This window comes from Pantoea agglomerans NBRC 102470, assembly GCF_001598475.1.
Classification (GTDB): domain Bacteria; phylum Pseudomonadota; class Gammaproteobacteria; order Enterobacterales; family Enterobacteriaceae; genus Pantoea; species Pantoea agglomerans.
In genome coordinates this window covers 501,849-517,055 of sequence record NZ_BCZA01000002.1, presented here as the reverse complement: position 1 = coordinate 517,055, position 15,207 = coordinate 501,849, and the positions used below count along the sequence as shown (strand labels likewise).

The window sequence follows — 15,207 nt, the reverse complement described above, 5'->3', positions numbered from 1 at the left end:
TATCCATGAATATAAAAAATAAGGTCAGAACCGCGCCGGGAGAGGATTCGAATGGATGGGATCTGGCGCATCTTGTGGGACAGCTAATTGATCATCGCTGGATCATTGTTGCCGTTACCGCTTTTTTCATGCTGGCGGGAACACTCTACACACTGTTTGCAACACCCATTTATAGCGCAGATGCGTTAGTTCAGGTTGAGCAGAAGAATGCCAGCACCGTTCTGAACGAAATTGACAGCATTCTGCCACCGACACCAGCCTCTGATACGGAAATCGAGATTCTGGAATCCCGTATGGTCATCGGCAAAACCGTTGACGATCTGGGTCTGGATACCGTCGTTGAGCAGAACTATTTCCCGGTTATCGGTAAAGGTCTGTCGCGCCTGATGGGCAACAAACCCGCCAGTATCGCGATTTCGCGCCTGGAAATCCCACGCACTATCGACAAACGTAACGTTGAACTGGAAGTGACCGGTCCGGATAGCTACACCGTCTCAAAAGATGGCGATGAGCTGTTCAAAGGTAAAGTCGGCCAGCTGGAGTCGCACGGCGACATCAGCATGCTGGTCAGCGAGATTCACGCTGATGAAGGCACCAGCTTCACCGTGACCAAGCTGAATAACCTGCAGGCGATCCGTTCAGTGCTCTCTAACCTGACCGTGGCAGACAAAGGTAAAGATACCGGCGTGCTGGGTCTGGAGTATCTGGGTGAAGATCCAGAGCAGATCAGTAAAGTGCTGAACCAGATTGTGAATAACTATCTGTTACAGAACGTTGAACGCAAGTCAGCGCAGGCAGAGAAAAGCCTGGAGTTCTTACGCACTCAGCTGCCTGCCGTGCGCAGCAAGCTGGATGAAGCGGAAGACAAGCTGAACACCTTCCGTCGTCAGAACGAATCTGTTGACCTGTCACTGGAAGCGAAATCCGCTCTGGACTCCTCTGTCAGCGTGCAGAGTCAGCTGAACGAACTGACCTTCCGTGAAGCCGAAGTCTCTCAGCTGTTTACCAAAGATCACCCGACGTATCGCGCGCTGCTTGAAAAACGCAAAACGCTGGAAGGTGAGCAGGCTCAGCTGAACAAGAAAATTGCTGGCATGCCACAGACTCAGCAGGAAATCCTGCGTCTGACCCGTGACGTTCAGTCTGGTCAGGAGATCTACATGCAGCTGCTGAACCGTCAGCAGGAGCTGGGTATCAGTAAAGCGAGCACCGTGGGTGATGTCCGCATCATCGATGGCGCGCAGACTGCTAACTCGCCTGTTGCACCGAAGAAGCTGCTGATCATCGCCGCGAGCCTGATTTTCGGTCTGTTTGTGTCAGTGGGTCTGGTTCTGCTGAAAGCGCTGCTGCATCACGGCATCGAGAACCCGGATCAGCTGGAAGAGCTGGGCATGAATGTCTATGCCAGCGTTCCACTGTCAGACTGGCAGCGTAAGAAGGATACCGAAGCCCTGGCGCGTCGTGGCAGCAAGGTGAAAACCGATCCGCACGAAACGCTGCTGGCGCTGGGTAACCCGACTGACCTCTCCATCGAAGCGATTCGTAGCCTGCGTACCAGCCTGCACTTCGCGATGATGGAAGCGAAAAACAACATCCTGATGATCACCGGTGCCAGCCCGGGTATTGGTAAAACCTTTATCTGTGCCAACCTGGCGACCCTGGTCGCGAAAGCGGGTCAGCGTGTTCTGTTTATCGATGGCGACATGCGTCGTGGTTATACCCACGAACTGCTGGGCGCAGATAACAAATCAGGTCTGTCCAACGTGCTGTCCGGTAAAACTGAATTCAGCCCGGCGCTGATTCAGCAGGGCGTGTACGGTTTCGACTTCCTGCCACGTGGTCAGGTTCCGCCGAACCCGTCTGAGCTGCTGATGCATCGTCGCATGGGTGAGTTGCTGGAGTGGGCGAGCAAGAACTACGACCTGGTGTTAATCGATACGCCGCCAATCCTGGCCGTCACCGATGCCTCTATCATCGGTAAGCTGGCCGGTACCTCACTGATGGTGGCGCGTTTCGAAGCCAACACCACCAAAGAAGTGGACGTCAGCTTCAAACGCTTTGCCCAGAACGGTATTGAGATTAAAGGTGTGATCCTCAACGCCGTGGTGCGTAAAGCCGCTAATGCGTATGGCTATGGGTATGACTACTACGCCTATGACTACGGCAAGACGAACAAAAGCTGATCATTGAGCAATAAAACAGGGGGCGGTCTGACCGCCCCTTTTTATCGTCCCTTTGAATGACGACACGCATCAATTTACACAGGTTATTCTGTCCAAACCCACAAAAGCGATACATCTATAAATCGCATGGCGAGCGTCACTCAACAGAATTCATCACCAGCAGGCATCGCCCGCACGCAATTTGTGACCGTGCAATCAGACTCGCTGTAAAGCCAGTCGGGAAGGCGAAGCGTGATTATTGCTGGCATGAGAACTTGTGGAATTAAGGAATCACACCATGGCTCCATATTGGTATGTATCAGGCTTTTTACTGCTGCTTTCGCTGTTTGAAATAGCGTTAAAAAAAGACGAACGCACAAATTATATTCTGACCTGGCTACTCTGTTTTGCCGCCGTGACTTTGATTATTTTCGGGGGAATACGCGGTCTTGGTACCGGCATGGATGACTTTCAGTACCGGAGCTTCTTCGAAGACTTTGTAAGACGTATTGAGATTAATGGCTTCTTTAATACCGTTGCGTTTTTCCGTTACGAACCGCTGATTTTTGCGATGGCCTGGCTCACCAGCCTGTTTTCGCACAATGCCAGCATCTTCCTGTTTGTCTTCTGCGCCATTGCCGTTTCCATCAACACCTGGTTTTTCAGGAAGATGTCTCCGTATCCGGTGCTGGCGCTGGTGCTCTATTCGGCGCACATCTTTATCAACAAAGACATTAACCAGATTCGCTTTGGCCTGAGTTCTGCGCTGTTCCTTGGCGTTCTCTGGTCGATCTATCTCAAGCGCTACTGGTGGGCATTTGCCTTCTTTATTCTGTCGTTCACGAGCCATAACACCGGTGTCATGGTGGTGACGCTTGTGCCGTTCCTGTTTATCCGGGACTGGCGCTGGTGGCCGGTCATTATCATCGTTGCCAGTCTGCCGCTATCGGTTGTGGGCGGCTCGGGCTTTATTGCCCTGATTGCCGGTCATCTGGGATCGCTGGGAGAGAGGGCATCGGGCTATAACAATGACCCCTCCTATGCAATGGGTGGCAGCATCCTGGCCGTATCGAACCTGAAAAACATCATGCTGGTGTTCGTCTTCTTCTATTTCATGCTGACCGATAAGCTGAAGCGCGAGAATTACGCCCAGTATCGCCTTAACTATCTGCTGATTTTAAGTTTTGCCATCGGCGGAGCGATCAGGATCTTCCTGTATAACTTCCCGTCAGGTTCGCGCCTGTCCAACTATCTGCAGCAGGTTGAGCCGATCATCCTGACCTCGCTGATTTATCAGGCAAGGCGATCCTGGAAGCCAGCGCTGTATGCCATGCTGGTGTTCTTCCTGCTCTATTACCTCTACTACAACACCATTTCAACCAAACAGGCCGTTACCGGTTATGAAGTGGCGCGGGAGTTTTGGCTGATCCACTAATCAATCTGACGACCGCCCCTGGGTGACGAGTTTCACCCAGGGGCGGTCGTCGGTCAGAACACAGGTTTTTCATCGACCGTTGTCGAATGAACTGTTTATTTTTGAACTACTTTAATGAGGTGCTGGCAATGAAGGACATTCGTTTCTCCATCGTAATTCCGGCTTATAACGCGTCAGAATCGATTGTCACGACGCTGGATTGCGTTAAAGCACAAACGTATCGCAATTTCGAAGTCATCATCGTTGATGATAAATCTGCGGATGCCGCCGCGCTGGCGGATGTGGTACGCAGCGAACGCTACCGGGATCTCGATATCAATCTGGTGCTCTCCGAGGTCAAACTCAACGGAGCCGGTGCACGTAACAAAGGAATTGAGCTGGCGACCGGTGACTACGTCAGCTTCCTTGACGCCGATGATGAGTGGGCGGCGGACAAACTGCAGCAGGTGAGCGAAAAAATTGCTCAGCTGGACGCGCAGGGCAAAAAGAATTTCGTCATTTTCAGCCAGGTGAATATCTATCAGGATGGCACGTTCCTGAAAGTGATGCCGATGCAGCCGCCAGGCAAAAATGAAACGGTCGCGGAGTATCTGTTCGGCTGCTACGGCTTTATCCAGACCAGCACCATTGTGCTGAAGCGGGAAGACGCGGCGAAAATTCAGTTCGATACCCGCTACATCCGTCATCAGGACTATGATTTCTGCATTCGTGCCGACCGCATGGGCTATGACTTTGTGATGATCGCTGCACCGCTGGCGAACTACCACCTGGTCACTAAATTTGGCTCGAAACACAAAGGCGAATCGGTGAACTACTCGATGTTCTGGCTCGATAGCATGAAGCCGCATCTGACCCCGCGTGACATCCACACCTACAAAGCTTTTAAGCTGCCGCTGCGCTACAAGATGGATGGTAAGTCGCTGATGGCAAGCCTGAGCTTTGCGCGCTACTTCTTCCTCACCAACAAAGACAACCGTGCTTACTTTATGAACCGGGTTAAAGACAAGGTCAAAGCACGTTTCGGCGGTGAGAAAGCGATCTCCTGACGCGCGCCGCGCCTCGCTCTGCTCCTGATGCCGGGAGCGACTCTTTTTACGATTAATTCAGGGTTGAAGATGAATACTTCTGTTGGAACCGTTGGCATCGTCATGCCTATGTATAATGCACGTCAGACGGTGTTACGCGCGGTGCAATCGGTTATCAATCAGCACTATACCGACTGGCATCTGTATCTGGTCAACGATAAATCGACCGATGACTCGCTGGAATTTGTGCGTGAGCATTGTCAGGATCCGCGCATTACCATTCTGGATAACGCGGTCAACATGGGCGCAGCAGAGACCCGAAATGTCGGGCTGCGCGCGGCCACTGAAGAGATTATCGCCTTTCTCGACAGCGACGATGAGTGGCATGCGGATAAACTGACCCAGCAGGTCGCTGCCATCGCGGCCGGTGATGATTTTGTGATTACCGAATATCACTATAAAACCCGCAAGGCTGAGCACGACATTACCTACGGCAAACCTTACCTGCAGCAGGAAAACTTTGTGAAGAAGCAGTATCGCGTCTGCTTCTCCTCCGTCTGTTTCCGCCGTCCGCCGCAGGGGCTTTTCTTCCAGCGCAAAGGCCACGAAGATTTCCTGTTTTTGTATGAATTATTCACCCGCTATAAGCAGGCGCGCGTAATTCAGACGATTCTGGTCAACTATTACGAATTAGGCGATTCCCTTTCCCGTAATAAGAACAAAGCGGCCCAGTGGCACCTTGAATTATTAAGAATTATCTATAAAAACAATCCTTTAAAAATCTATTACTATTACGCCTGGTATATGGTGAATGGTGTGCTGTTTACCTTTAAGCATCGTTAAGCCTGTCGGCAGGATTGTCTTTAAAATTTGAGGTGGATAGCGTTTCATGAAAAAAATTGTCCTGGTGATCAAAGATGCTTATTCGTATGCGGGCACCGAGAACATCTGTAACTTCATGTCAGAGTGTCTTGGCGAGACCCATGAAGTCACCATCTACTCGCTGGAAGGCAGTGGAAAAACCTTTTACCCGTTTGAGCACGTCAAACAGATCGTCAGCTTTGAAGGGCAGAGCAATCCGATCAAAAGCGCGGTTGCCCGGATTCACGAAGAGGGCTTTGATACCGTTTTCCTGATCAGCATGGGTCGCCTGAGCGTGATGTTCGCTTTCTGGAATCTGCTGGCGATGAAGAAGAAGCGGGGCAAAGCCTACGCCTGCGAACACATCGCCATTAACTCCTTCAGCAAACCGATTAAGTTCCTCAAGTTTCTGCTGCTGCGCTACTACGACCGCGTGATTGTTCTGACCGACAAAGATCATCAGGTGTTCAGCCGCTGGCGCATTCCCAGCAAGCAAATCCCCAACCCGGTGGTTTACAAAGACTATCAGCGCCAGACCCGTCATCGCCAGGCGCTGGCCGTAGGCCGACTGGATAACCAGAAGGGCTTTGACCTGATGCTGGATATCTGGCGCGACTTCGCCCGCAGCCATCCTGACTGGACGCTGGTGATTGCCGGTGACGGTGAACTGCGTCAGCAACTGCATGACCAGGCGGCGGTGCTGGGCATCACCGACAGCGTGAAGTTTGTCGGTAAGGTCAGCAATATCAACGACTACTATCGCGACAGCGATATGGCGCTGATGACCTCGCGCTATGAAGGATTGCCACTGGTGCTGCTGGAAGCAAAATCCTGGTCACTGCCGGTAGTGGCATATGACTGCCCGACCGGTCCACAGGAGATCATCAATCACGGTGAAGATGGTTTCCTGGTTCCGATGAACGACAAAGCCACGTTTCTGGCCCGAATGGAGCAGCTCGCCAGCGATGACGCGCTGTTCTATGCCATGAGCGAAAAAACGAAACAGACCGCGCTGAAATTCGACGGTAATCAGATTAAGCAAAGCTGGCTGTCATTGGTTTAACCGGAGCTGGAAAAGCTCACTTGCGACGTGCCTCAGGGACACCGCCATGGCCAATGGCCTTATTGACTACGGGAATTGATGCATGAAAAGAAGAGAAGTTTTACAGACCGCCGCCTCCGCTCTGGTGGGGGCTCTCTCCGTGAGCACCTTTTCCAGCTACGCTGCAAAAAGTAACGGTATCGCCCTGAAACCGGTTGATGCCACTGACGTGCCTAAAGGCGACGTGCCAATTCTGACCCCGGAAAATGTCTACGCCATGCCACCGCAGTTCTGGCAGGGCTTTGAAGGCAAACTCTGGATTGGTAAAGCGGGCGCAGATGCCAGCAAACCGGGCAACCAGATCCCGGTCTTCCTGCGTGATGCCAGCGGCAAAGTGTCGGAGATTGCTCAGCCTATCGCGCTGAACAAAGGTAACTTTGCCCAGTTTATTCAGGACAATGCTGCGCTGATTGCCAATCCGTCGCATTCGATGGCAGTCGAGGACAGCAGCGGTCAGACGCTGTTCAACATCGCAGATGTCAGCCGTCCGGGCGCTGCAGATTTCAGTCAGCGTCTGGCGCAGCCCGCGGGTTATCAGCTGATTGGTGAGATCCCGTCCGTAGCGGAGTTACGCAAAACCCGTCCGTTGTTTGAAGGGGCCAAGGTTAAGCTGAAAAGCTGGCATGAAGGACGGGAAGTCGGCGGCGGCGAGTTTGTCGGCAGCTTCCAGCCCGCTCAGAATGATGGCGGCGTAAACTTTGCCGGTGAGGGCTTTTCCTGGCGTCGCGTGGTAGACGATTTTAACCGCCTGACGCTGTTTGATTTCGGTGCGATTGCCGATGGCAAAACCGATACGGCGCCCGCCATTATGGCGATGTTCCAGTGGTCACAGCAGGCAAACCAGCAGATCTGTGTCCAGTTCCCGGCCGGTACCTTCATGGTCTCAGCCTGTAACCTTGGCGATAAGTATCTCAACTTCTTCCGCATGTCCGGTGCGATGGTAAACTTCGGCTACTTCCCGGCGACCACTATTGTCTCAGATGGTAAGTCAGAGTTCGTCTTTGAGATGAATGCCCGTCGGGTTGAGCTTTCCAACCTGAATTTTAACGGCAACAGCGATAAGAGCCCCAACAAGCAGGGCTTTTTCCATAACAACTGCCCTGGCGGACAATATTTCCGTGGTGCCTGCCTGCGCTTTAACGCAGTCGGCGGCACTGCCATCAGCCTGCAGGATACTCTGGATTGTAAAATCGACCAGTGGTACGCCTCACGCTGCAGTGGTGATGTGATCAAATCGGGCTGGTCAGGGCAGAAGCAGGGCAAATGGGACCACAGCACCGCGATCGAACTGTCGAACTTCAATGCGCAGTACTGTCGTGGTGGCAAAGTCCTCAACCTGCCGCGCTGCGGCCAGTCGATTATCCATAACGGCTGGATTGAGCACTGTGATAACCCGGGCGATCTCTCCAACGGCCAGTGGATTGTCGATGCGCTGAGCCTGGAAGATTGTAAAAATCCGCTGATCGCGCATAACACGCGCCTGAATATGCGCCAGACCAGCCTGCAGTCGGGCAGCTGGATCGACAACTCCATGCAGGGCGACCGTCTGCTCAGCATCTGGGAGATGGGATCGACCCGCGTGGAGTCCTATGGCGTCGCGCTGGATGGCAGCCTGAAGTACAACTACATCACCTCGCGCTGGCGTTTAGAGAACAACACGAATCAGGAGACCTGGTTTGATCTCGGCAGCCTCTACTCCCCGACCGTGGGTGATTCGTGGGAGATCGAAATTTTTGGTCAGTCGCAGTTCAGCAACGGCAGTGGCGATAAGCCGCTGATGAACCTCATCGGTGACAAGACCACCGGTGGCCGCGCGATGATCCACGTACAGCGCAAAAAAGATCGCTCTGAAGCGAGCTGGTCGGCCGAAGGCAGCAGCCCGATTGTCGATGTGCGCTATGTGGCTGAGCATGACACCGATGTCCGCATCTTCGTCAAACTGGCGGGCTGGACGCCGTCGGTGGCCGTGCTGGTGAAAACCACCGGTAAAGATCGCTTTGTCACTGGTCGCTGTGCGCGCGTTAACGCGAAGATGGAGAAGGGCAATCCTCCGGCGGGCGACGCGACTAAACGCGCGCCGCAGCGCTTCAGCCTGCACAACGGCAAAGCGGGCGTGGGTGCCAACGAGCAGGGCGATCTGCTGATGGCTTCCCGTCCGCTCTCCGCCGATCAGGTCGATACCAGCAAGCCGGAAGGCTTTGTTTCCGTCGTAATCAACGGCAAACAGGTCGCACTGCCTTACTTCGCAATCAAGTCGTAATCCCTTGCATCACGGCCGCCACAATGGAGGCGGCCGGTTTTAACAGGAGCACTACCTTTGGGTGCGTTATCCCGTAAAGCATTACTTTAAACAGAGTTCATTTTGCCCATTGCGGATCTGGGCGGCTTACAGAATTAAAAAAATTCATTCGGAGTTGTTATGAAAATTTTATTGGTGGGTAACCATACGTGTGGAAATCGCGGGGATGGCGCGATTCTTCGTGGACTGATTGATTCAATGAAGTCTGCACGCAGTGATTTAGAAATTGATGTTATAAGCCGTTATCCAACCAGCTCCGGTTATCTGCTTCAGCAGGATATTAAGCAGGATGCGCTGTATCTGCACAACAGCAAATCAGGCAAAGGTCTGGTCGGTTCGTTCAAGCGTAAAGTCGCGAACCGCCTGATGCCTGATATCATGATGGCGCATCTGGGCAAGGGCGGGATCTTTAAGTCGTTCGCTGTACCGCCGCACCTGAAGGCGTTTACTGACAGTCTGGCAAAATATGATGCGATTATTCAGGTTGGCGGATCGTTCTTCGTTGACCTCTATGGCGTGACCCAGTTTGACCATGCGCTCTGTGCGCTGATGGCGAAAAAGCCGATCTACCTGATCGGTCACTCGGTGGGGCCGTTCCAGAACCCGCGCGTCAATGCGCTGGCAAACTTTGTCTTTGATCGGGTCGACAGCCTGGTGCTGCGTGAATCGGTCAGCCTTGACCTGATGAAGCGCGATGGCGTGACCAGTTCTAAAGTCGCGTCTGGCGTTGATACCGCTTTCCTGGTGCGGGCACGCGAAGTCGAAAATCCGAGCCATAACCTGCTCTACTGGCAGGGCATTATCGATGGCCGTAAAACCATCGCGATCACCGTGCGTGAACTGGCACCGTTTGATAAACGTCTGGGTGTGACGCAGAAAGAGTATGAAGCGGCATTTGGCCGGGTGATCAATGCCATGATTGCTGAAGGCTATCAGGTTGTGGCGTTCTCAACCTGTACCGGCATCGACAGCTATGCCAAAGATGACCGCATGGTTGCACTGACCCTGCGTGACCACGTGACGCAGCCTGAACATTACCATGTCATTATGGATGAGTTTAATGACCTGGAACTGGGCATCCTGCTGAATCATTGCCATCTGACCATTGGTACCCGCCTGCACTCGGCGATTATCTCCATGAACTTTGGCACCCCGGCTGTGGCGATCAACTACGAGCACAAGTCGATGGGTGTGATGAACCAGCTTGGTCTGCCGCAGATGGCAACCGATGTGAAAAGCCTGATGGATGGCTCGCTAATCGACAAGGTGAAAACTGTTCTTGCCGATTACGACAACATCAAGCTCAAGGTCGACACGGCCGTTGCGAATGAAAGGGAAATTGGCAACCGGATCACTGAAGAGATTCTCAAAGTATTAGGGTAATGTGATGAAACTGACTTTTTTCACCATGCGTTTCCCGGTTGCCTCTGAGACATTCGTATTAAATCAGGTAACCCACTTTATTGATGCCGGTTACGAGGTGGAGATTATTTCAGTCTTTCCCGGCGATTTAGTGAACCGGCATGCCGCTTTTGATGAGTATGGTCTGGCGGCGAAGACGCATTATCTGCTGCCGGAAGAGAAGATCTCGATTGTCGATAAGCTGAACCAGCGCATCAAGCTGGTGCTGCCAAAAGTGACGAAGCCGTCGCTGCTGCGTTCGCTGAATGTGCGCCGTTATGGCGCGCAGTCCAGCAAACTGCTGCTGCCGTCGATTGTGGCGAATGCAAAGCAGACCTTCACCGCAGATGTGTTCCTGGTGCATTTCGGCTATGCCGGTGCGCTGGCGAACAAGCTGCGTGAGCTGGGCGTGCTCAAGGGTAAACAGGCGACCGTGTTTCACGGTGCCGATATTTCCCGTCGTCACATTCTGGAAGAGCACAAACTCGACTATGTGAATCTGTTCCGCCAGAGTGAGCTGATGCTGCCTATCAGCAATCTGTGGAAGAACAAGCTGATTGAGATGGGCTGCCCGCCGGAAAAAATTCACGTTACGCGTATGGGCATTGAGCCGGAGAAGTTTAACTTCCAGCCGCGCCAGGCGTTTCAGACGCCGCTGCGTATCGTTTCGGTGGCACGTCTGACCGAGAAGAAAGGGCTGGATGTGGCGGTCAAAGCCAGCGCCATCCTGAAGCAACGTGGCGGTCAGTTTCAGTACACCATTATCGGTAACGGCGATCAGGATGAGATGATGCGTGATTTCATCGCCCGCGAGGGGATGGAAGATTGCGTCAGCATGCCGGGCTTTAAACCGCAGGAGGAGATCCGTCGCGCGCTGAGTGAGGCTGACATCTTCCTGCTGCCCTCCAAAACCGCCGCAGATGGCGATATGGAAGGTATTCCGGTTGCACTGATGGAGGCGATGGCGGTCGGCCTGCCGGTGGTCTCAACCTTCCACAGCGGCATTCCGGAGCTGATCGAAAACAACGTATCTGGCTGGCTGGTGGAAGAGGACGATCCTGAGGCGCTGGCGGAGACGCTGCTGAAGCTCTCTCAGGGTGAAGTGGATGTGGCGCCCGTGGTCGCGGCCGCCCGTCACAAAGTTGAGACTGAATTTAATCAGCATATCGCCTACGGCGAACTGGCACAGATTCTGGAGCGACTGGTGTGAGTGGATTTAAGTCACAGGCGATTTGGCTGTTCGGCAGCACCTGCTTCTCGGCAGTGCTGCAGGTTGCACAGCTAAGCTTTCTCGCCCGCAAACTGGAAACCCACGAGCTGGGTCTGTTAGCCATCATCAACGCCATCCTGGCGGTGGCGGGTGTGCTGCAGGATATGGGGATGAGCAGTTATCTGGTGCATCGCCAGAACATTACCCGTCGTGAGCAGAGCACTATCTACTGGGTGAACGTCTCACTCAGCTTGTGTACTGGCCTGATCATGCTGCTGATCGCCTTCCCGGTCTCCTGGTTCTATCACCTGCCGGAGCTGGTGGGTCTGATCATGCTGACCAGCCTCAACTTCCTGGTGCTGGGGCATCTGTCGCAGTATCAGGCGCACTACATCAAAACCAAGCGGATGGTTTCGCTGGCGAAGATTGAGATGGGCACCAAGCTGTTTGCCTTCCTCTGTGTGGTGGCGATGCTGGAGTTCACCTCGCTCACCGTAGCGGCGGCGATTCTCGGTCTGTTCATCAACGCCTTTACCCGCATCCTCTGCATGATTGCGCTGGGTGAGAAGTCGTGGCGTCCGACCTGGGAGTTCGACAAAGCGACCTTTATCGGTGCGATTCGCTACGGCAGCTATCAGCTCGGCTCGCAGACCATTAACCAGCTGCGTACCCAGGCCGATGCGCTGGTGGTCGGTAAAGTGATGGGCGCCGAGATGCTGGGTGTTTACTCGCTGGCGAAAGAGCTGGTGCTGCAACCGCTGAAGCTGGTGACGCCGGTGATTAACCGACTGGCACTGCCGCGCTTTGCAGAGAAGCAGCACGATGCCGAGCAGCTGAAGAAGCTGTTCCTCAAAGGCACGCTGGGGATCATGCTGTTCAGCAGCGCGATGTACCTGGTGATTGGCATCTTCTCGCCGGTTATCGTTCGTGTGCTCTACGGCGCATCCCACGAGCAGGTCTATCATCTGATTCCGCTGATGCTGCTGTTTGGTATGCTGCGGCCGATGGGCGGACTGACCGGGGCAATTTCCCAGGCCAATGGACGGACCAACGTTGAGTTCTACTGGAACATCGTGGCGAGTATTGTGGTTCTGGCGGTGCTGGCAACCACCTTTATCTGGCCGAACGTGCTCTATGTGGCACTGACGCTCTCCATCTCGCAGATCCTGATCTCGGCACTGGCTCATCCGTTCTTTATCAAGCCGGTAATTGGCATTCGGTTTATTCCCTATGCCCGGCAATGGGTGGCGGTGTCGGTGGTATTTGTGGGCATAATGTTGCTGGTCAATCACTTTAATCTGTTTGTGATGCCGGAGTGGTTTGAAGGCTGGTTGTAATCACAATTGCGTTATATCAACGGGCGGCCTCAGGGTCGCCCGTTTTCATTTATGGCTGGTCTCAGCCGCGCGGCGAGCTGTGGTGGAAATAACAGAGGCGATATTCGATTACTGATTGTCTTTATTCAGTTTATACCGTTGCTGGCAATGGGCAAAATGCCGAATTTCCAAGTTATGACAGAGAGTTACTGTCCGATTTTCAGATAAAGATTATACTTGCTCTTCCGGCCGATCCTGCATAATCGACCCACATCTTCATTTTATTAAACGGAATAAATATGACCAAGCTTAAAGCAGTAATCCCGGTTGCGGGCCTCGGTATGCATATGCTCCCTGCGACTAAAGCCATTCCGAAAGAGATGCTGCCTGTCGTCGACAAACCGATGATCCAGTACATCATTGACGAGTGTGTTGCCGCGGGTATTAAAGAGATTGTGCTGGTCACGCATGCATCGAAAAATGCCGTAGAAAACCATTTCGACACCACCTATGAGCTCGAAGCGCTGCTTGAAGCGCGCGTGAAGCGTCAACTGCTGAGCGAAGTGCAGTCTATCTGCCCGCCAGGCGTAACCATCATGAACGTGCGCCAGGCGCAGCCGCTGGGCCTGGGTCACTCTATTCTCTGTGCCCGTCCGATGATCGGTGATAATCCGTTTGTGGTCGTGCTGCCAGACGTCCTGCTGGATGACTCCACCGCTGACCACATGCGTTACAACCTTGCAGCAATGGTTGCCCGTTTTGAAGAGACCGGCCACAGCCAGGTCCTGGCGCAGCATATGCCCGCGTCCAATCTCACTGAGTACTCGGTAATCACCACTGCAGAGCCGATTGATCACCCTGGCGACATCAGCACCATTACCGATTTCGTTGAGAAGCCTGAAGATACTGCCGGACTGAACTCTGACCTGGCTGCGGTAGGCCGCTATGTCCTCTCTGCTGATATCTGGGCCGAACTGGAGCGCACTGAGCCAGGCGCGTGGGGCCGTATCCAGCTGACCGATGCGATTGCGAGCCTGAGCAAACATAAAACCGTTGATGTTTCGCTGCTGACCGGTCACAGTTTTGACTGCGGTCGTAAGCTCGGTTACATGCAGGCGTTTGTCTCTTACGGCCTGCGCAGCAACGCGCAGGGTCGCGATTTCCGCGAAGCTATCCAGACCATCCTCGCAAAACAACAGTAATTTATTTGCCGCGTCCTGCGCGGCAGATTGAAAGGAGCTCACATGGCAATTTTAGTCACGGGCGGAGCAGGGTATATCGGCTCCCATACGGTACTGGCGCTGTTGCAGCGCGGTGATGATGTTGTGGTTCTGGATAACCTCTGCAATGCCTCACGCGAAGCGATTAACCGCGTTGAGAAACTGGCAGGCAAAAAAGCGACCTTCGTTGAAGGCGATATCCGTGATCGCGCCTGTCTGCGTGACCTGTTTGCATCCAACAGCATTTCAGCCGTAATCCACTTTGCTGCGCTTAAAGCAGTCGGTGAATCTACGCGTATGCCGCTGGAGTACTACGAGAACAACGTCGCGGGCACCGTGGTGCTGCTGGAAGAGATGCGTGATGCCGGCGTCTGGAACTTCATCTTCAGTTCATCAGCAACCGTTTATGGCGCAGATGCCCCGGTTCCTTACGTTGAGACTACCCCGATTGGCGGCACCACCAGTCCATACGGCACCTCTAAGCTGATGACCGAATTCGTGATGCGCGACTTCGCCAAAGCTGAGCCGAAGTTCAAGGCGATTGCCCTGCGTTACTTCAATCCGGTTGGCGCGCATGAGTCAGGCGAAATCGGTGAAGATCCGGCGGGCATCCCAAACAACCTGCTGCCGTATATTGCACAGGTCGCGATTGGTCGTCTGGAGAAGCTGGGCGTGTTTGGCGGTGATTACGATACGTCAGACGGTACCTGTCTGCGTGACTACATCCATGTCGTTGACCTGGCGGAAGGGCACCTGAAAGCGCTGGATTATCTGAGCAAAGTTGAGGGCTACACCGCCTTTAACCTGGGCGGCGGCAAAGGCTTCTCGGTGCTGGAGATGATCAAAGCGTTTGAGAAGGCGTCCGGCAAGGCGATCCCGTTTGAGATCAAGCCACGTCGCGATGGCGACCTGCCTGCGTTCTGGGCCGATGCGTCACTGGCAAATACGACGCTCGACTGGCGCGTGACGCGCGGCATCGATGAGATGATGCGCGATACGTGGAACTGGCAGAGCAAGAACCCGGATGGGTTTCGGTAGTCTGCGATGAAATTCAAAAAACCCGGCTCAGGCCGGGTTTTTTTGTGCCTGCGTTAAGAGAAATTGCATATTCCTGCTCACTCTCCTCACCTTAATGCCAGATTGTGAGTGACTGATGACTTAATACGGAATTATCCT

11 protein-coding genes are annotated in these 15,207 nt (G+C 53.6%); all 11 read left to right on the top strand.

Features of this window, described 5'->3' with window-relative positions; all coding sequences use genetic code 11:
* Nucleotides 1–5: 5 nt before the first annotated feature.
* The 11 genes from wzc to galE all read left to right on the top strand — a co-directional run bounded on the left by wzc (nt 6) and on the right by galE (nt 15,069).
* The gene (gene wzc, locus PAG01S_RS05950; RefSeq protein ID WP_010248139.1) at nt 6–2,183 is read left to right on the top strand and encodes a tyrosine-protein kinase Wzc; all 2,178 of its coding nucleotides are present in this window, start codon (nt 6–8) and stop codon (nt 2,181–2,183) included.
* A 277-nt stretch (nt 2,184–2,460) separates the two neighbouring features.
* A complete protein-coding gene (locus tag PAG01S_RS05945) occupies nt 2,461–3,597 on the top strand; it encodes an EpsG family protein (RefSeq protein WP_010248137.1) in 1,137 nt (378 codons plus the stop codon).
* A 128-nt stretch (nt 3,598–3,725) separates the two neighbouring features.
* The gene (locus PAG01S_RS05940; RefSeq protein WP_010248134.1) at nt 3,726–4,643 is read left to right on the top strand and encodes a glycosyltransferase family 2 protein; all 918 of its coding nucleotides are present in this window, start codon (nt 3,726–3,728) and stop codon (nt 4,641–4,643) included.
* Between the two features lie 69 nt (nt 4,644–4,712).
* Nucleotides 4,713–5,465, top strand: coding sequence for a glycosyltransferase family 2 protein (locus PAG01S_RS05935; protein ID WP_062758041.1), 753 nt, complete (start codon nt 4,713–4,715; stop codon nt 5,463–5,465).
* Between the two features lie 46 nt (nt 5,466–5,511).
* Entirely contained in the window at nt 5,512–6,546 is a 1,035-nt protein-coding gene (locus PAG01S_RS05930; RefSeq protein WP_010670977.1) for a glycosyltransferase, read from the top strand.
* Nucleotides 6,547–6,628: 82 nt separating this feature from the next.
* Nucleotides 6,629–8,845 carry a phage tailspike protein gene (locus PAG01S_RS05925; protein ID WP_062758040.1) on the top strand — a complete coding sequence of 739 codons (2,217 nt, stop codon included), beginning with the start codon at nt 6,629–6,631 and terminating at the stop codon, nt 8,843–8,845.
* Nucleotides 8,846–9,004: 159 nt separating this feature from the next.
* Nucleotides 9,005–10,267, top strand: coding sequence for a colanic acid biosynthesis pyruvyl transferase WcaK (wcaK, locus tag PAG01S_RS05920; RefSeq protein ID WP_010248124.1), 1,263 nt, complete (start codon nt 9,005–9,007; stop codon nt 10,265–10,267).
* A 4-nt stretch (nt 10,268–10,271) separates the two neighbouring features.
* Complete coding sequence (locus tag PAG01S_RS05915) at nt 10,272–11,495, top strand: glycosyltransferase (RefSeq protein WP_010248122.1); 1,224 nt, start codon at nt 10,272–10,274, stop codon at nt 11,493–11,495.
* Nucleotides 11,492–12,832: a lipopolysaccharide biosynthesis protein gene (locus tag PAG01S_RS05910; protein ID WP_010248120.1), complete on the top strand. Its 1,341-nt coding sequence runs from the start codon at nt 11,492–11,494 to the stop codon at nt 12,830–12,832. The genes PAG01S_RS05915 and PAG01S_RS05910 overlap by 4 nt, the downstream gene beginning before the upstream one ends.
* A 278-nt stretch (nt 12,833–13,110) precedes the next feature.
* Nucleotides 13,111–14,013: a UTP--glucose-1-phosphate uridylyltransferase GalF gene (gene galF, locus PAG01S_RS05905; protein WP_010248118.1), complete on the top strand. Its 903-nt coding sequence runs from the start codon at nt 13,111–13,113 to the stop codon at nt 14,011–14,013.
* Nucleotides 14,014–14,055: 42 nt separating this feature from the next.
* On the top strand, nt 14,056–15,069 hold the full coding sequence (gene galE / locus PAG01S_RS05900) for a UDP-glucose 4-epimerase GalE (RefSeq protein ID WP_062758038.1): 1,014 nt from the start codon (nt 14,056–14,058) through the stop codon (nt 15,067–15,069).
* The last annotated feature ends 138 nt before the right edge of the window (nt 15,070–15,207 follow it).

Coding starts and splice junctions, on each gene's coding strand:
- PAG01S_RS05930 (WP_010670977.1), top strand. CDS start 5,512: ATGAAAAAAATTGTCCTGGTGATCAAAGATGCTTATTCGTATGCGGGC.
- galF (WP_010248118.1), top strand. CDS start 13,111: ATGACCAAGCTTAAAGCAGTAATCCCGGTTGCGGGCCTCGGTATGCAT.
- galE (WP_062758038.1), top strand. CDS start 14,056: ATGGCAATTTTAGTCACGGGCGGAGCAGGGTATATCGGCTCCCATACG.
- PAG01S_RS05945 (WP_010248137.1), top strand. CDS start 2,461: ATGGCTCCATATTGGTATGTATCAGGCTTTTTACTGCTGCTTTCGCTG.
- PAG01S_RS05940 (WP_010248134.1), top strand. CDS start 3,726: ATGAAGGACATTCGTTTCTCCATCGTAATTCCGGCTTATAACGCGTCA.
- PAG01S_RS05915 (WP_010248122.1), top strand. CDS start 10,272: ATGAAACTGACTTTTTTCACCATGCGTTTCCCGGTTGCCTCTGAGACA.
- wcaK (WP_010248124.1), top strand. CDS start 9,005: ATGAAAATTTTATTGGTGGGTAACCATACGTGTGGAAATCGCGGGGAT.
- wzc (WP_010248139.1), top strand. CDS start 6: ATGAATATAAAAAATAAGGTCAGAACCGCGCCGGGAGAGGATTCGAAT.
- PAG01S_RS05935 (WP_062758041.1), top strand. CDS start 4,713: ATGAATACTTCTGTTGGAACCGTTGGCATCGTCATGCCTATGTATAAT.
- PAG01S_RS05925 (WP_062758040.1), top strand. CDS start 6,629: ATGAAAAGAAGAGAAGTTTTACAGACCGCCGCCTCCGCTCTGGTGGGG.